Source organism: Achromobacter sp. K91, from assembly GCF_003576205.1.
In the GTDB taxonomy this organism is placed as follows: domain Bacteria; phylum Pseudomonadota; class Gammaproteobacteria; order Burkholderiales; family Burkholderiaceae_B; genus Achromobacter; species Achromobacter aegrifaciens.
In genome coordinates, this window is record NZ_QWFB01000030.1 from 98,140 (window position 1) to 114,906 (window position 16,767).

17 protein-coding genes are annotated in these 16,767 nt (G+C 66.3%); 6 read left to right on the forward strand and 11 right to left on the reverse strand.

The window, feature by feature from the left end; all coding sequences use genetic code 11:
• Positions 1–1,158 carry a glycosyltransferase family 4 protein gene (locus DXK93_RS12020; RefSeq protein ID WP_054456954.1) on the forward strand — a complete coding sequence of 386 codons (1,158 nt, stop codon included), beginning with the start codon at positions 1–3 and terminating at the stop codon, positions 1,156–1,158.
• Positions 1,159–1,171: 13 nt separating this feature from the next.
• Here DXK93_RS12020 and DXK93_RS12025 read toward each other — a convergent pair whose 3' ends face one another.
• The 4 genes from DXK93_RS12025 to DXK93_RS12040 form a co-directional block, all read right to left on the reverse strand.
• Entirely contained in the window at positions 1,172–1,636 is a 465-nt protein-coding gene (locus tag DXK93_RS12025) for an HIT family protein (protein ID WP_119450171.1), read from the reverse strand.
• The gene (locus tag DXK93_RS12030; protein ID WP_054456950.1) at positions 1,633–2,082 is read right to left on the reverse strand and encodes a GNAT family N-acetyltransferase; all 450 of its coding nucleotides are present in this window, start codon (positions 2,080–2,082) and stop codon (positions 1,633–1,635) included. Before DXK93_RS12030 ends, DXK93_RS12025 begins: the two co-directional genes overlap by 4 nt.
• Before the next feature lie 23 nt (positions 2,083–2,105).
• Positions 2,106–3,572 (reverse strand): polyphosphate:AMP phosphotransferase, encoded by a 1,467-nt coding sequence (gene pap / locus DXK93_RS12035; RefSeq protein ID WP_119450172.1) that lies wholly within the window; start codon positions 3,570–3,572, stop codon positions 2,106–2,108.
• 84 nt (positions 3,573–3,656) lie between these two features.
• Positions 3,657–4,520, reverse strand: a complete 864-nt coding sequence (locus DXK93_RS12040) for an MBL fold metallo-hydrolase (RefSeq protein ID WP_119450173.1) — start codon at positions 4,518–4,520, stop codon at positions 3,657–3,659.
• A 123-nt stretch (positions 4,521–4,643) separates the two neighbouring features.
• Here DXK93_RS12040 and DXK93_RS12045 point away from each other — a divergent pair, with 123 nt between their 5' ends.
• The 5 genes from DXK93_RS12045 to DXK93_RS12065 are packed head-to-tail and all read left to right on the forward strand — an operon-like array spanning position 4,644 to position 7,923.
• Entirely contained in the window at positions 4,644–4,988 is a 345-nt protein-coding gene (locus DXK93_RS12045; RefSeq protein WP_054456945.1) for a helix-turn-helix transcriptional regulator, read from the forward strand.
• Complete coding sequence (locus tag DXK93_RS12050) at positions 4,985–5,416, forward strand: YeeE/YedE family protein (RefSeq protein WP_054456943.1); 432 nt, start codon at positions 4,985–4,987, stop codon at positions 5,414–5,416. The genes DXK93_RS12045 and DXK93_RS12050 overlap by 4 nt, the downstream gene beginning before the upstream one ends.
• Before the next feature lies 1 nt (position 5,417).
• Positions 5,418–5,837 (forward strand): DUF6691 family protein, encoded by a 420-nt coding sequence (locus tag DXK93_RS12055; RefSeq protein WP_054456941.1) that lies wholly within the window; start codon positions 5,418–5,420, stop codon positions 5,835–5,837.
• 18 nt (positions 5,838–5,855) lie between these two features.
• Positions 5,856–7,091: an FAD/NAD(P)-binding oxidoreductase gene (locus DXK93_RS12060; RefSeq protein ID WP_119450174.1), complete on the forward strand. Its 1,236-nt coding sequence runs from the start codon at positions 5,856–5,858 to the stop codon at positions 7,089–7,091.
• Between the two features lie 7 nt (positions 7,092–7,098).
• Positions 7,099–7,923, forward strand: coding sequence for a sulfite exporter TauE/SafE family protein (locus DXK93_RS12065; protein ID WP_119450175.1), 825 nt, complete (start codon positions 7,099–7,101; stop codon positions 7,921–7,923).
• A gap of 18 nt (positions 7,924–7,941) precedes the next feature.
• Here the strand turns inward: DXK93_RS12065 and DXK93_RS12070 are convergent, their stop codons facing one another.
• The 7 genes from DXK93_RS12070 to DXK93_RS12100 form a co-directional block, all read right to left on the reverse strand.
• Complete coding sequence (locus DXK93_RS12070) at positions 7,942–9,210, reverse strand: phenylacetate--CoA ligase family protein (protein ID WP_054456936.1); 1,269 nt, start codon at positions 9,208–9,210, stop codon at positions 7,942–7,944.
• A gap of 28 nt (positions 9,211–9,238) precedes the next feature.
• On the reverse strand, positions 9,239–10,078 hold the full coding sequence (locus DXK93_RS12075) for an ABC transporter ATP-binding protein (RefSeq protein WP_054456934.1): 840 nt from the start codon (positions 10,076–10,078) through the stop codon (positions 9,239–9,241).
• Positions 10,079–10,267: 189 nt separating this feature from the next.
• Positions 10,268–11,605 (reverse strand): ABC transporter substrate-binding protein, encoded by a 1,338-nt coding sequence (locus tag DXK93_RS12080; protein ID WP_082401208.1) that lies wholly within the window; start codon positions 11,603–11,605, stop codon positions 10,268–10,270.
• A 227-nt stretch (positions 11,606–11,832) separates the two neighbouring features.
• The gene (locus DXK93_RS12085; RefSeq protein ID WP_054456932.1) at positions 11,833–12,897 is read right to left on the reverse strand and encodes a branched-chain amino acid ABC transporter permease; all 1,065 of its coding nucleotides are present in this window, start codon (positions 12,895–12,897) and stop codon (positions 11,833–11,835) included.
• Positions 12,898–12,923: 26 nt separating this feature from the next.
• Positions 12,924–13,853 (reverse strand): branched-chain amino acid ABC transporter permease, encoded by a 930-nt coding sequence (locus tag DXK93_RS12090; RefSeq protein ID WP_042796065.1) that lies wholly within the window; start codon positions 13,851–13,853, stop codon positions 12,924–12,926.
• Between the two features lie 11 nt (positions 13,854–13,864).
• A complete protein-coding gene (locus DXK93_RS12095; RefSeq protein ID WP_054456930.1) occupies positions 13,865–14,662 on the reverse strand; it encodes an ABC transporter ATP-binding protein in 798 nt (265 codons plus the stop codon).
• Between the two features lie 5 nt (positions 14,663–14,667).
• Positions 14,668–16,644 (reverse strand): long-chain fatty acid--CoA ligase, encoded by a 1,977-nt coding sequence (locus DXK93_RS12100; RefSeq protein WP_119450176.1) that lies wholly within the window; start codon positions 16,642–16,644, stop codon positions 14,668–14,670.
• Positions 16,645–16,767 lie beyond the last annotated feature (123 nt).

The following is a 16,767-nucleotide window of genomic DNA, read 5'->3' on the forward strand; positions in this document are numbered from 1 at the left end:
ATGCCGAATTCCATCGAATCCCTCCAGGGCCGGCCGGGCCCCGAAGCGCGCCTGCGCATCCTGCACACGGAAGCGGCCACCTCGTTCGGCGGCCAGGAGTTCTGCATCTACAAGGAAATGATAGCCATGCGCGAGCGCGGCCACCATCTGGAAGCGGTCTGCCAGCCGGAGGCGGAACTCGGCACGCGCTTGCGCGAGGCCGGCTTCACCGTGCACCTCATTCCCATGGATGGCCCGCTCAACTTCGTGCGCGGCGTCGCGTTCGTGCGCCGGCTGTTGCGCCGCGGGCGCTTTGACGTGGTCAATACGCATAGCCGCCGCGATACGGTCCTGGGTGCGTTTGCGGCGCGCCTGGCGGGCACGCCTCTCATCGTGCGCACGCGCCATCTGGCCAAGCCCATCAATTCCCTCTACGCCTATACGTGGCTGGCGCATCGCGTCATCGCCGTCAGCCGTTACGTGCGTGGCCAGTTGCTGGACGGCGGCGCGCGGCCGGAGGCCATCGCCACCATCCATTCGCCCGTGGTGCTGCCTCAGGTGCATGGCGGCGTCTGCGTCAGGCGCGAGCTTGGCCTGCCGGAGGATGCGCTGGTGGTCGGCTGCGTGGCCGTCATGAGGGCGGACAAAGGGCATTGCGACCTGATCGACGCTTTTCGCCGTATCGCCGCCACGTTTCCGCAGGCGCATCTGGTGCTGGTGGGCGAGGGACAGCCCATGGCGGGGCAGTTGCAGGCGCAGGTGGAGGCATTGGGCCTGGCGCACCGCGTGCATTTCACCGGCCGGCGCGACGACATCGGCAATGTCCTGACAGCCTTCGACGTGTTTGCGCTGCCGACGCTGCGCGAGGCGCTGGGCACTGTCTTCATCGAGGCCGCGGCCATGGGGGTGCCGGTCATCGGCACCGACGTGGGCGGCGTGCCGGAAACCATGCAGGCGGGCGTGACTGGCCTGTTGGTGCCGCCCGGCGATCCTGCGGCGCTGGCGGGAGCGCTGGAAAGCCTGCTGGCCGATCCGGCGCTGCGCCGCCGCATGGGCGATGCGGGCCGCGAGCTGATCCGCGGGCAAGGCCTGTTTTCCGCCGAGCGCACAGCCGGCCTGGTTGAACAGGCTTACGCCGGCTGGCTGGCGGAACTGCGGGGGCCTGCGCGCGCTGCCTGAGGCGGGCGGCGGCTCAGTGCCAGAGCAGGGCGTTCATGGCCTCGACCAGCCGGTCGCGGTAACGCGGCAGCAGCGCCTGCACGCGCGCCTGACGTTCCTTCCATTCGGCGGATTCCGCGCCGGCGGCGATGCGCGGCGGCGCCCAGATCGGGTCGGGGAAATGGCGGTCGCCGCGCCAGCGCGGGATCACGTGCCAGTGCAGGTGCGGCACCATGTTGCCCAGCGAGGCCAGGTTGATCTTGTCCGGTCCCAGGACCGATTGCTGCGCTTCTTCGACCACGTACACGGCGCGCATCAGCAGGTCGCGGCCGTGCGTGGACAGGCTGGTCATCTCGGCCAGATGGCCGTTCCAGATTACCCGCGTGAAGCCCGGATAGTCGGCGTCGTCGACCTCGACGATGCGCAGATGCGGGCCGCGCCACAGCAGCGTGCCGCCGTCTTCCTGGCACAGCGGACAGTTGGGGTCGCGTGCGCTCACGGCATCACCTTGCGGTACTGGATGAAGCCCGAGCGGTCGGCGATGCGGTCGTAGAGCTGGATGGCGGTGGCGTTGGTTTCATGCGTCAGCCAGTACACGCGCGCGCAATTGGCGGCGGCGGCTTGCGCGTACACGTGTTCGATCAGCTTGCGGCCGGCGCCGGTGCCGCGCACGTCCGGATCCACGTACAGGTCTTGCAGATAGCAGTAGTCGCCCGCGGTCCAGGTGGAGCGGTGGAAGATCCAGTGCACCATGCCGATGGCCCGGCCGCTTTCGTACGCCAGCGCCGCGTGCATGGGTTCGGCGGGGTCCAGGAAGCGCGCCCAGGTGTTGCGCGTGACGGCGTCGTCGATGTTGACGCGATAGAACTCCTGGTAGCCCTTCCATAGCGGCAGCCAGGCTTCGAAGTCGGCGGCGACGATGGGACGGATTTCTGCGGTACTCATGGCTTGCGGCCTCCAGGCGGGATTCAGAGTTGGTCTTCCATGGCTTCGACGATGTGTCGCAGCACTTGCAATCGAGCGTAGCGCTTGTCGTTGGCGGACACCAGATGCCACGGCGCATGCGCGAGGTCGGTGCGCGCCAGCATCTCGTTGGCGGCATCCGCGTAGTCCTTCCATTTGTCGCGATTGCGCCAGTCGTCGGGTGTGATCTTGAAGTTCTTGAAGGGCGAGTTCTCGCGCTCCTTGAAGCGCTCCAGCTGCACGTCCGGCGTCACCGCCAGCCAGAACTTCAGCACCAGCGCGCCGCTGGCGGCCAGTTGCCCCTCGAAGTCGTTGATCTCGGCGTAGGCGCGGCGCCAATTGGCGGGCGCGGTCAGCTTTTCGACGCGCTCGACCAGCACGCGGCCGTACCAGGAGCGGTCGAAGATGGCGATGCGGCCATGGCGCGGGACGTGGCGCCAGAAGCGCCACAGATAGGGCCGGGCCAGCTCTTCGCTGGTGGGGGCGGCGATGGGCGTGATGTCGAACTGCCGCGCATCCAGCGCATGCGTGACGCGCCGGATCGCGCCGCCCTTGCCGGCTGCGTCCTGGCCCTCGAACACCAGCACCAGCGAACGCTCCTGGAATTTCTTTGAACGCGCGGCGCGCGCCAGCCGGCCTTGCAGCAGGCCCAGTTCGGATTCGTAGTCGTCCTTGTCGGTCTTGGCGTCGTAGTCCAGTTCGCCCAGGCGGTCGACGACGCGCGTGGTCCTGGCATGCGCCACGAAGGCGGCCGGAATGCGCGGCACGCCGCGCTGGCGCATCGCGGCCAACACGGCTTCGGCGGTGCGCGCGGCGCGCATGTCTTCGTCCGCGCTGGGGATCACGACCCAGGGGGCGTGGCCGCAGTCCGTGCGGTTCAGCACCACCTGGCCGGCGTTGCGGATGCGGTCGTACTTTTTGTAGACCTTCAGGTCTATCGGGCTGACCTGCCAGGAGGTTTCCGGGCTGGCCAGCAGGCGCTCGGCCCGCTCTTTCTGTGCCTTGGCCGACAAATGGAACCAGAGCTTGACGATCTGCACTCCCTCGGCGGCGAGCATGGCCTCGAAGTGGCGGATCGCGGCGGCCTGCGCCTCGATGCTGTTCTGGTCGGGCTTCTTGCGCGTGGCCTCATACAGCAGCGATGCGTACCAGGAGCCGAACACGATGCCGGTGCTGCCCTTGGGCGGCAGGTCGTTCCAGTAGCGCCAGAACGGCGGACGCTCCAGCGCGGCGCCTTCGCGCGGGCCGTAGGCCAGCGTCTTGATGTGGCGCGGATCCATCCATTCGTTCAGCAGGTTGACGGTGGCGCCCTTGCCGGCGCCGTCTATGCCCGCGATGACCACCAGCAGCGTCTTGTCCGCTTTCTGCAGGCGCTGGTACTGCGCGTTCAGCAGCGCGACGCGCAGCTTCGCCTCCAATGGCTTGAACTCTTCCTTGGACAGGCTGGGGTCGGCTTCGGCTTCTGCAAACATGGGGGATCCGTCTGATCGGCAATTCTGCGATCGGACGATCTTGCGGGATAAGCCCCGGGCGCGCAAGCCCGGCGCGCGGCTCGGTCAGAGCGCGTCGACGGGGATCTTCAGGTAGCGCACGCCGTTGTCCTCGGGCGGCGGGAAATGGCCGGCGCGGATGTTCACCTGGATGGCGGGCAGGATCAGGGTGGGCATGGAGAGCGTGGCGTCGCGCCGCGTGCGCATGGCGACGAAGTCTGCTTCGGCGACGCCGTCGCGCACGTGGATATTGGCGCGGCGCTGTTCGGCTACCGTGGTCTGCCAGGAGGCATCGCGGCCGGCCGGCGGGTAGTCGTGGCACATGTACAGCCGCGTTTCGGCGGGCAGGCCCAGCAGGCGCTGGATGGAACGGTACAGCTGATGGGCGTCGCCGCCGGGGAAGTCGCAGCGCGCCGTGCCTACGTCCGGCATGAACAGCGTGTCGCCGACGAAGGCCGCGTCGCCGATCAGGTAGGCCATGTCAGCCGGCGTATGGCCAGGCACGTGGATGGCCTGCGCCGTCAGCGCGCCGATGCGGAAGGTTTCGCCGTCCTTGAACAGATGGCCGAATTGCGAGCCGTCCAGCTGGAACTCCGGCTCCAGGTTGAAGATCTTTTTGAACACGCCCTGCACGGTCTGGATGCTTTGGCCGATGGCAATGACGCCGCCAAGCTGTCGCTGCAAGTAGGGCGCGGCCGACAGATGGTCGGCATGGGCATGGGTTTCCAGCAGCCATTCGGTCTTCAGGCCATGCTGGCGTACGTAATCCGCCACCCGGTCGGCGCTGGCGGTGCTGCTGCGGCCGGACTTGGGGTCGTAGTCCAGCACCGAGTCGATGATGGCGCAGGCGCCGCCCGGCGCGGGCTCATGCACGACGTAGGTGACGGTGGCGGTGACGGGATCGAAAAAGGCCTGGATCTGGGGAGACATGGACGCTCGCATCGCAGCGAGTCGCTGCACGATGAAACACTATATATATTTCAATAATATTGTTGGATATTATATTGGTCAATATAATGATCAAACTCCATCTAGCCGATTGATACGCATCAAATGAATGACGCCCTGACCGAGTGCGAGGTCGCCGCCTTGCGCGAATCCGCCTCCCAGGCCTGCGCGCTCCTCAAGGCGCTGGCCAACGAAGACCGCCTGCTGCTGCTGTGCCAGCTGGTCCAGAACGAACGCAATGTGAGCGAACTCGAATCGCTCACCGGCATCCGCCAGCCCACCTTGTCCCAGCAACTGGGCGTGCTGCGCGACGAAGGCCTGGTCGCGACCCGGCGCGAGGGCAAGTACGTCTACTACCAGATGGCCAGTTTCGAGGTCAGCCAGGTGATGAAGACGCTTTCCAGTTTGTACTGCGGCCGGACCATGGAGTCACTGGAGTCGCTCAAATGAACATGGACTGGTCCGCCTTCACGCCTTGGTCCGCTGGTGCGGGCGGCCTGCTCATCGGCGCCGCAGCCGTGCTGCTGATGGCCGGGGCGGGGCGGATCGCGGGCATCAGCGGCATCCTGGGCGGCCTGCTGCCGCCCGAGCGCGGCGGCATGTGGCGGCTGGCCTTTCTGTTGGGCGTGTTCGCTGCGCCCTGGCTGTACCGCCTGGGCAGCGCCTTGCCGCCCATCGTGGTCGAAGCCGGCACGACGCGCCTGATCGTGGCGGGTCTGCTGGTGGGGATCGGCACCCGCTATGCCTCGGGTTGCACCAGCGGCCACGGCGTCTGCGGCGTGTCGCGCGGATCGCGCCGGTCGCTCACCGCCACCGCCTTGTTCATGGCCGCGGGTTTTGCCGTGGTCTACGTCACCCGCCATCTGGGGGGACTTTGACATGGTGGCATTGATCGCATTCGGGTCGGGCCTGGTGTTCGGGCTGGGCCTCATCATTTCCGGCATGGCCAATCCGGCCAAGGTGCTGGGTTTTCTGGACCTGGCCGGCGCCTGGGATCCGTCACTGGCCTTCGTGATGGGTGGCGCCGTGCTGGTCACGGCGGCGGGCTTCGCGCTCTTGCGGCGGCGTCGTGCCAGCTTGTCGGGCGAGCCGCTGCGCTGGCCCACGGCTACGCGCGTGGACGTGCGACTGGCCGTGGGCAGCCTGGCGTTCGGCGCGGGCTGGGGCCTGGCGGGCTTCTGCCCAGGGCCCGCGCTGGTGGCGGCATCCGCCGGCGTGTCCGAAGCGCTGATCTTCGTGGCCGCCATGGTTGCCGGCATGGCGATATTTTCAGTCCTGGAAAAATTCAAAAGCCGGTAGACCGGCGAGGAGACAAGCATGCCGACAGCAGAGGCGCAGTGCGATTTCGATGTGGTGGTGGTGGGCGGCGGATCGGCGGGCATAGGCGTCACCGCCAGTCTGCTGCGTCGCCGCCCGGACCTGCGCATCGGCGTCATCGAACCCAGCGACAAGCACTACTACCAGCCGGCCTGGACGCTGGTGGGCGGCGGCGCTTTCGACATCGCCAAGACCGTGCGCCCGACCCGCGACGTCATGCCCAGGCGCGCCACCTGGCTGCAGGCGGCAGCGGCGGGCTTCGAACCCGAGGCCAACCGCGTGCTGCTGTCCGACGGCCGGGCGGTGAGCTACCAGCAACTGATCGTCTGCCCCGGCCTGCGCCTGGTGTGGGACAAGGTCGAGGGCCTGGCCGACACGCTGGGCAAGAACGGCGTCAGCTCCAACTACCGCTATGACCTGGCGCCCTATACCTGGGAACTGGTGCGCGGGTTGAAGGGCGGGCGGGCGCTGTTCACGCAGCCGGCCATGCCCATCAAATGCGCCGGCGCGCCGCAAAAGGCCATGTACCTGGCCTGCGACCACTGGAAGCGCACCGGCGTGCTGGACCGCATCGACGTGGAGTTCGACCTGGCGGGCGCGGCGCTGTTCGGCGTGCCGACGTTCGTTCCGCCGCTGATGCGCTATGTCGAAAGCTATGGCATCGCGCTGGCCTTCAACTCGGCGCTGGTGGCGGTGGACGGCGCGGCGCGCAAGGCCTGGTTCGATCTCAAGAACGCCGACGGCGCGGTGACGCGCGTGGAGAAATCCTTCGACATGCTGCACGCGGTCCCGCCGCAGGTGCCGCATGACTTCCTGAAGAACAGTCCGCTGGCGGACGCCGCCGGCTGGTGCGAAGTGGACCCGTCCACGCTGTTGCACGTGCGCCATGGCAACGTGTTCGGGCTGGGCGACGGCATCTGCACCAGCAACGCCAAGACCGCCGCGGCCGCGCGCAAGCAGATCGTCACGGTGGCGGAAAACTTGCTGGCGCTGCGCGAAGGCCATGCCATGCCCGTCAAGTACGACGGCTATGGCTCCTGCCCGCTGACGGTGGAGCGCGGACGCATCGTGCTGGCCGAGTTCGGTTACGGCGGCAAGCTGCTGCCCACGTTCCCGCTGGACCCGACCGTGCCGCGCAAGAGCGCCTGGTTCCTCAAGGCGACGCTGCTGCCCTGGATCTACTGGAACGGCATGCTCAAGGGCCGCGAATGGCTGGCCCGCCCGTTGGGCAACTGAGCGTCTCATGATCGATACGGTATTGGCCGTCAGTGCGGCGCTGGGGGCGTGCGTCGGCCTGATACTCGGGCTGACCGGCGCGGGCGGCGCCATCATGGCGGTGCCTCTGCTGGTCTTCGGCCTGCATTTGCAGGTGTCGCAGGCTGCGCCCATCGCCTTGCTGGCGGTCGGGTTGTCGGCCGCGTTGGGCGCGGTGCTGGGCTTGCGCAAAGGGCAGGTGCGCTATCGCGCGGCGGGCTTCATGGCCGTTACCGGCATCCTGGTGTCGCCGCTGGGCTTGTGGGCGGCGCGGCGTCTGCCCAATGCGCCGTTGGCCATCATCTTCGCCGGCGTGCTGGGCATGGTGGCCTGGCGCATGTGGAACCAAGGCAACAAGCCGGCGGCGCAGGCCGCGCCGCGCACGCCGCCCTGCCAGCTCAACGCCAGCACCGGCCGACTGCGCTGGACCGCGCCCTGCGCGCGCGCCTTGACGGGGGCGGGGTTGATCGCCGGTTTCCTCTCCGGCCTCCTGGGCGTGGGGGGCGGCTTCGTCATCGTGCCCGCGCTGCGGCGCGCCACGGACCTCAGCATGCAGGCCATCGTCGGCACCTCGCTGGCAGTGATCGCGTTGGTGTCGGCCAGCGGCGTCGTGGCCGCGGCGGCGGGCGGGCATCTGGACTGGCGCATCGCCGCGCCTTTTACCGCGGCGGCGGTGTTGGGCATGCTGGGAGGGCGCAAGGTGGCCGACCGGTTTCCCCCGCGCCGTCTGCAGCAGAGTTTCGCGCTGTTCGCGGGCCTGGTGGCCGTGGCGATGCTGATGAAGGGTGTGCTGGCGCTGCTCGCGGCCGCATGAGGCCGTGAGCAGCGCGGTTTACTCGTAGGTGCGGATATCGTCGATGACCTTGCCGTCGTTCGGCAGGCCATCCGCATCCACCCACTCCACGTCGCTGCGCAGCTTGGTCACGTCGCGCACCGATTCGGCGATGCGCTTGCCGAGCTCTTCGCTGCGCACCCGCGATTCCACTTTGAGCACCATGCGGTCGGAACCCGTGCTGCCGCTGATCACCAGCCGCGCGCGCAGGATCTCGGGATGGCGGCGCGCCACGTCGGCTACCTGCGACGGATGCACGAACATGCCGCGCACCTTGGTGGTCTGGTCCGCGCGTCCCATCCAGCCTTTGATGCGGGTGTTGGTGCGTCCGCAGGGCGAGATGCCGGGCATGACGGCGGACAGGTCGCCGGTGCCGAAGCGCACCAGCGGATAGTCCGGGTTCAAGGTGGTGACCACGACCTCGCCGACTTCGCCGTCGGGCACGGGTTCGCCGGTGCCGGGGCGCACGATCTCGACGATGATGTCCTCACCCAGCACCAGGCCTTCACGCGCCGGCGTTTCAAACGCGACCATACCCAGGTCGGCGCTGCCGTAGGCCTGGTAGCCGTCGATACCGCGCGCGGCCAGCCAGTCGCGCAGGGATGGGGGGAATGCTTCGCCGGACACCAGCGCGCGGCGCAGCGAATCCAGCTTCACACCCAGTTCGTCGGCCTTTTCAAGGATGATCTTGAGGAAGCTGGGCGTGCCGGTATAGCCGGTGGGCGCCAGATCCTGGATCGCGCGCACCTGCTGTTCCGTCTGGCCGGTGCCGCCGGGAAACACGGTGCAGCCCACGGCATGCGCCGCGGTTTCCATCATGGAGCCCGCGGGTGTGAAGTGATAGGAAAAGCAGTTGTAGGCCAGCTCGCCGGCGCGAAATCCGGCCGCGTGCAGGGCGCGGGCAAAGCGCCAATAATCGCTGCGCGCGCTCTCCGGCTCATAGATGGGGCCGGGAGACGCGAACACCCGCATCGCCTCGCCCCAACCGATGGCGGAGAAGCCGCCGAAGGCTTTCTGCGGTCCGGCAGGCGCGGCCGCGTCGGCGCGGCTGTGCTGCTGGCGTTCCAGCAGTTCGTGCTTGCGCAGCACCGGCAGGGTCGCCAGCGCCGCGCGCGACGTGATGGTGGCGGGGTCGATGCCGCGCAGCTGCTCGGCGATGGCGGGCGCACGCGCAATGGCCCGCGCGATCGCGCCGGGCAGGGCGGCCATCAGCTCGCGCTCGCGTTGCTCGGGCGCTCTGGTTTCGAGAACATCGAAAAACTGGGACATGGGATCACACCCTCTCGTATGCCAGGAATCACGCCAGCCAGCGCTTGCGCCGGCGGTAGAACTTGTTGTCGCGGAAACTCTTGCGTTCGCCGCTGGATATGCCCAGATAGAACTCTTTCACGTCCTCGTTCTGGGCCAGGTCGGCCGCCGCGCCATCCATCATCACGCGGCCGTTTTCCAGGATGTAGCCGTAGTCGGCGTAGCGCAGCGCAATGTTGGTGTTCTGTTCGGCCAAGAGGAAGCTGACGCGCTCGCGCTGGTTCAGGTCGCGCACGATCTCGAAGATCTCCTCGACGATCTGCGGCGCCAGCCCCATGGAGGGCTCGTCCAGCAAGATCATGTTCGGGTTGGCCATCAGCGCGCGGCCGATGGCGGTCATCTGCTGTTCGCCGCCCGAGGTGTAGCCGGACTGGCTGGCGCGGCGCTGCTTCAGGCGGGGGAAATACTGGTAGACGCGGTCCAGCGCCGCCGCGGTATCGGCGCGGCTCATGCTGCGCGTGTAGGCGCCGGTCAGCAGGTTTTCCTCGATGGTCAGGTGGGCAAAGCAATGCCGGCCTTCCATCACCTGCACCACTCCGCGCTTGACCAATTCCGCCGGCGACAGCTTTTCGATGCGCTGGTTGCGGTACTGGATATGGCCCTTGGTGACGTCGCCGCGCTCGCCCTTGAGCAGGTTCGAGATGGCGCGCAAGGTGGTGGTCTTGCCCGCGCCGTTAGCGCCCAGCAAGGCCACGATCTTGCCTTCCGGCACTTGCAGGGAAACGCCCTTGAGCACCAGGATCACGTGGTTGTAGATCACCTCGATGCCGTTCACGTCGAGCAGCACCTTGGGGGTGTCTGTCGTGGCAGCAATATTGGCGTCGTTCATAAAGGTTCCTGCGGTGTGGCGACTGCCAGTCCCAAGGGACGGCAGCCGGTTCGTATCAACATCCTCTGCATCGGCGGTACCTGCGCCGCATGCAGCCGGCGCGGCTCAAGCGGGGCCGCCGCGGAGCCGGCTTTGCCGGTCCGCGCGCGGCGCCCCTTGGGGGGAGGCACCGCAGGTGCTTCGGGGGGACTACTCACACTTGCGGGGCGTGATGTTCTTTTCCTTCGCGTACTTGGCGGCGCCTTCCTTCACCATGGGGTCCAGGATGGTCTTGTCCGACTGATACCAGTCGGAGACCACCTTGAACTTCGCGCCGTCCCACTGCACGATGCGGGCCCAGTCGTCGCCCTTGTGGTTGCTGCACGAGGTCTTGACCGGACGCATGATCTGGCCGAAGCCCAGCTTGTCCAGCTTTTCCTGCGTCAGGTTCAGGTTCTCGAAGCCCCAGCGGACCTGCTCTGGCGTCAGCGCCTTGCCCTTGCCGAACTTTTCCTGCGCGGTGCGGATCGCTTCCACCTGCAGCATCGAGATCATCATGCCGCGGGTGTGGGCGATGGTGCCCAGCGTGGTCTTGCCGGTCTTGTCCGAACCCTGGCCCTTGTCGTAGACGAACTTCTTCAGGTCGTCGTAGACCTTGTCGTGCTCGGCGCCGCTGTTGTGGATGGTGATGGCGTTGTAGCCCTTGGCGACATCGCCCAGGTCCTTCACGTCGCCTTCAGAGCCGGCCCACCAGATGGCGTACATCTTGTCGCGCGGATAGCCGCTGGCCTGGGCTTCGCGGATGGCGGTCGGCGTCATGATGCCGGCGCTCCACAGCAGCACGTAGTTGGGGCGCGCCTGGCGGATCTGCAGCCAGGTGGACTTCTGTTCCACGCCGGGGGCGGTCACGGGATAGAGCACCAGCTCGAAGCCTTCCTTGGCCGCGCGCTTCTGCAGCAGGGGGATAGGTTCCTTGCCATATGGCGAGTCGTGGTAGACCAGGGCGATCTTCTTGCCCTTGAGCTTGTCCATGCCGCCTTCTTTCTTGGCGATGTCCTGGATCATCACGTCGGCCGCGGTCCAGTAGGTGCCCAGCAGCGGGAAGTTCCACTCGAACACGCTGCCATCGACCGACTGCGACAGGCCGTAGCCCATCGTTTCGACCGGGACCTTGTCGACCATGGCCTTGTCGCTGACGGCGAAGGTGATGCCGGTGGACTGGGTGTCGAAGCCCGATGCGCCGGTGCCCTTGCCCTTCAGGCGCTCGTAGCATTCCACGCCGCGGTCGGTGGCATAGGCGGTTTCGCATTCCTCGTACGTGATCTTGACGCCGTTGACGCCGCCATCGCGTTCGTTGACCAGCTTCAGATAGTCCAGCTTGCCGTCGGCCCAGGGAATGCCCAGGGGCGCGAAGGACCCGGTGCGATACACCAGCAACGGAACGAACTGCTCTTCCGCCGCCATTGCCGGCGTGGCCACGGCGCCTGCGGCGCCGGCTGCGGCCATCAAAGCTGCCGCCAACTTCAGGTTAAGACGCTTCATCTCCATTTACCTCCTGCGTGGTGTTTGGGTCAGTAAACCCTGGGACACCGGGATTGGCCCGGTCTTGAGCCGGGTATTCAGGATGCCGGTTGCAGCGCTCATGCCGCTACTGCCGACGGTGATCAAAACTTAGGCCACTCCATCCGGGCCGCGGCGGATCCGGCTTTGCCGGTCCCCAGCGGCGCCCCCTTGAGGGGGAAGCGCCGAAGGCGCTTCGGGGGTGGGTCTTATCCTTAATGCGGGAAGGGCCAGATGCGCAACTTCTCCTTGCCGATGCTCCACAGCCTGGCCAGCCCGTGCGGTTCGGCGATCAGGAAGAACACGATCAGCGCGCCGAACACCATGTGTTCGATGTGCGCGGCCGTGTCCACCGACAGCGGGATGCCCAGCGCATGCGGGATGTTGGACAGCGCCACCGGCACCAGCACGATGAAGGCCGCGCCGAAGAAGCTGCCGATGATCGAACCCAGCCCGCCGATGATGACCATGAACAGCAGCTGGAACGAACGCGTCAGGTCGAACGCCAGCGGTTCCCAGGACCCCAGGTGGATGTAGCCCCACAAGGCCCCGGCCACGCCGACGATGAACGAGCTGACCGCGAAGGCCGTGAGCTTGGCGTACATCGGGCGGATGCCGATGACGGAGGCCGCCACGTCCATGTCGCGGATCGCCATCCACTGCCGGCCGATGGCGCCGCGTACCAGGTTCTTGGCAAGCAGGCTGAAGATGACGACCAGGATCAGCACGAACAGGTACTTCTCCAGCGCGCTCTGCACCGGCAGGCCGAAGGCGGTCAGCGGCGGCACCGAGACGTTGCCGGACGACGAGTAGTTGGTGAAGAAGGGGATGCGCAGGAACGCCCAGTCCACGAAGAATTGCGCGGCCAGCGTCGCCACCGCCAGGTACAGGCCGCGGATGCGCAGGCTGGGTATGCCGAAGATCACGCCCACGATGGTGGCGAAGAAGCCGCCCAGCAGGATCTGAATGACCAGCGGCATGCCGGGAAAGCGCACGCCGAAGTTCCAGGCTGCATAGGCGCCCACCGCCATGAAGGCGCCCGTGCCCAGCGAGATCTGGCCGCAATAGCCCACCAGGATGTTCAAGCCCACGGCGGCCAGCGCCAGGATCAGGAACGGGATCAGGATGGCGCGCAGCAGGTAGTCGCTGGCCATGGCCGGGATGGCGATGAACGCCACCGCCAGCAGCAGCCAGATGAAGATGCGGTCCTGGCGGATCGGAAAGATCTGCTGGTCAGCGCGATAGCTGGTCTTGAATTGGCCGTTTTCGCGATAGAACATGTTTTTATCCTAGAGGGCCTGTGGGCTCAGACACGGTCGATGATCTTCTCGCCGAACAGCCCTTGCGGACGGAACAGCAGGAACACCAGCGCCAGCACATAGGCGAACCAGATTTCGATACCGCCGCCTACCAGCGACCCCAGATAGACCTCGGACAGCTTTTCGCCCACGCCGATGATCAGGCCGCCCAGGATGGCGCCCGGCACCGAAGTCAGGCCGCCCAGGATCACCACCGGCAGCGCCCGCAGCGCCGCGGTGGACAGCGTGAACTGCACGCCGAATTTCGAGCCCCAGATGATCCCGGCCACCAGCGCCACCAGCCCCGCCACGCTCCAGACGATCACCCAGATGCGGTTCAACGGAATGCCGATGGACTGCGCGGCCTGGTGGTCGTCGGCCACCGCGCGCAGGGCGCGGCCGGTCGAGGTGTACTGGAAGAACAGGGCCAGCGCGGCCACCAGCAGGGCGGCGATCACCGCTGCCGTCAGGTCTTCCAGGTTGATCAGCAACCCTCCCTCGAAGACCGAGTCCAGGATCATCAGGGGATCCTTGGGCATGCCGACGTTGATGGAGTACACCGAGCTGCCGAAGGTGATCTGGCCCAGGCCGTCCAGGAAGTAGCTGATGCCCAGCGTGGCCATCAGCAAGGTGGTGGCCTCCTGGTTGACCAGGTGGCGCAGCACGAAGCGTTCGATGGCGACCGCCAGCAGGAACATCACGATGGCGCTGACGATGAAGGCCAGCACGTTGGCCAGGATCATGTTGTCAAAGCCGAACCAGCGCGGCAGCCACTCCGAGAAGCGGGCCATGGACAGCGCGGCGACCAGCACCATCGCGCCCTGCGCGAAGTTGAAGACGCCGGATGCCTTGAAGATCAGCACGAAGCCCAGGCCGATCAGCGCGTACAGCATGCCGCTCATCAGGCCGCCGAGTAAGGTCTCTAGAAAAAATCCCATGTCTGTCCGCCTTAGTGCGATACGCCGAGGTAGGCTCGGATCACGTCTTCGTTGGCACGGACCTCGTCCGGCTTGCCGTCGCCGATCTTCTTGCCGTAGTCCAGCACCACGACGCGGTCCGAGATGTCCATGACCACGCCCATGTCGTGCTCGATCAGCACGATGGTGGTGCCGAACTCGTCGTTCACATCCAGGATGAAGCGGCTCATGTCCTGCTTCTCTTCGATGTTCATGCCGGCCATGGGTTCGTCCAACAGCAGCAGGCGCGGCTCCATCGCCAGCGCGCGGCCCAGGTCCACGCGCTTTTGCAGGCCGTAGGGCAGGCGGCCCACGGGCGTCTTGCGGTAGGCCTGGATTTCCAGGAAGTCGACAATGTTCTCGACGAACTCGCGGTGCTTGATTTCTTCGCGCTCGGCCGGGCCCAGGCGGAAGGCCTGGGCCAGCAGTCCGCACTTCATGCGCAGGTTGCGGCCGGTCATGATGTTGTCCAGCACGCTCATGCCCTTGAACAGGGCCAGGTTCTGGAACGTGCGCGCGATGCCCATTTCAGCGGCGCGGCGCGGATTCATGCGCGAGAAGCGCTCGCCGCGGAATTCGATGCCGCCTTGCTGCGGTGTGTAGACGCCGTTGATGACGTTGAGCATCGAGCTCTTGCCGGCGCCGTTGGGGCCGATGATGGCGCGGATCTCGTGTTCGCGCACGTTGAACGAAATGTCCGTCAGCGCTTTCACGCCGCCGAAGGACAGCGAGATGTTCTGCATGTCCAGCATGACGTCGCCAATACGCTGGTCGCGGTCGTTGTTGCTCATGATCTCTACGCGGCCTTGGCGGTGATGGCGGGGAAGGTCTTGACCGGGCGGATCTTCAGGTCCGCCGAGATCTTGCCGGTGCGTCCGTCTTCGAATTTCACTTCGGTCTCGATGAACTGCGATTGCTTGCCGCCAAAGAGCGCGTCAATCAGCACGCCATACTTCTGCGCGATGAAGGCGCGGCGCACCTTGCGCGTGCGGGTCAGTTCGTCGTCGTCCGGATCCAGTTCCTTGTGCAGGATGAGGAAACGGCTGATCTGCGAGGCCGACAGCTTGGGATCGGTGGCCAGGTCGGCGTTGACCTGCTCCACGCATTCGGCGATCAGCTGGTAGACCTCGTCCTTGGAAGCCAGGTCGGTGTAGCCGGCATAGGGCATGCCGCGGCGCTCGGCCCAGTTGCCCACGGCTTCCAGGTCGATGTTGATGAAGGCGCACACATCGTCGCGGTTGGCGCCGAAGGCGACCGCTTCCTTGATGTGCTGGAAGAACTTGAGCTTGTTCTCGATGTACTTGGGCGCGAACAGGGCGCCATTGGCAAGCTTGCCCACGTCCTTGGCGCGGTCGATGATCTTCAGCTGGCCGTCAGTGTCCAGATAGCCCGCGTCGCCCGTATGGAACCAGCCGTCGGCGCTGCGCGCTTCAGCGGTGGCTTCGGGGTTGCGGTAGTACTCCTTGAAGAGCCCGGGGCTCTTGACCAGGATCTCGCCGTTGTCGGCCACGCGGATCTCCACGCCCTCGACGGGCGGGCCTACCGTGTCGTCGCGCACCTGGCCGTCGGGCTGCACGCAGACGAAGACCGAGGTTTCGGTGGAGCCGTAGAGCTGCTTGAGGTTGATGCCGATGGAGCGGTAGAACACGAACAGGTCGGGGCCGATGGCCTCGCCCGCGGTGTAGGCCACGCGCACGCGGCTCATGCCCAGCGCATTGCGCAGCGGACCGTAGATCATCATGTTGCCCAGCGCGTAGCGCAGACGGTCCCAGGCGCCGACCTGCTCGCCGTCCAGGATCTTGGCGCCCACGCGGCGGGCGAGCTTCATGCAGGCCGCGAACAGCTTGCGCTTGATCAGCCCCGCGTCTTCCATGCGGATCATCACATGCGTCAGCAGGCCTTCCAGCACGCGCGGCGGCGCGAAGTAATAGGTGGGGCCGATGTCGCGCATGTCGATTGACACGGTGTCGGGCGATTCAGGATGGTTCACGGTAAAGCCCGTGACCAGCAGTTGCGTGTACGAGAACATGTTCTGGCCGATCCAGGCGGGCGGCAGATAGGCCAGCACGTCTTCCTGGTCGGTCAGCTTTTCCATATCGGACACGGCGCGCGCACGGTCGATCAGCGCATGGTGCGTGAGCACCACGCCCTTGGGCTTGCCCGTGGTGCCGGAGGTATAGAACATGGCGGCCGGGTCATGCGGCTGCACGGCGGCGACGGCCTGCTCGAAGAAGCCGGGATGCTGCTTGGCGTATTCGCGGCCCAGCTCTTCCAGCTGTTCATACGAGCGCAGCATCGGGTCGGTGTAATGCCGCAGGCCGCGCGGATCGTCGTACACCACATGCTTGAGCGCGGGGCATTGCTCGTGGACTTCGAGCATCTTGTCGACCTGTTCCTGGTCTTCGACGATGGCCACGCTGATCTCGGCGTCCTGCAGCACGTAGACCATTTCCTGCGCCACGGCATCCTGGTAGAGCGGCACCGGTATCGCGCCCAGCGACTGCGCAGCCATCATGGCCATGTACAGGCGCGGACGGTTTTCACCGATCACGGCCACGTGCATGCCGGGTTTGATGCCCAATGCAGCCAAGCCATGCGCAACGTGCCGGACATGCTCCGCCACGTCGGACCACGTTAGGGTTTGCCAGATCCCCAGATCTTTTTCGCGTATGGCGGGCCGCGACCCGCGAACGCTGGCATGCGTGAACAGCAGCGCCGGAAAGGTATCCAGCGCCGCCGGCATCTGTGCAGATGCGGGCGGTGTATGTGCCACGATGTCTCCTCCGGTTTGGGCGCATCGGGCCGGGAGTCCGCGAGAGCGGTGGCGGCGATGAGGCGCTTGACCAGTTGGTTTTAGATTTACGGCAGGAGTTAAGGTATAAGGTTGGGTTGCTAC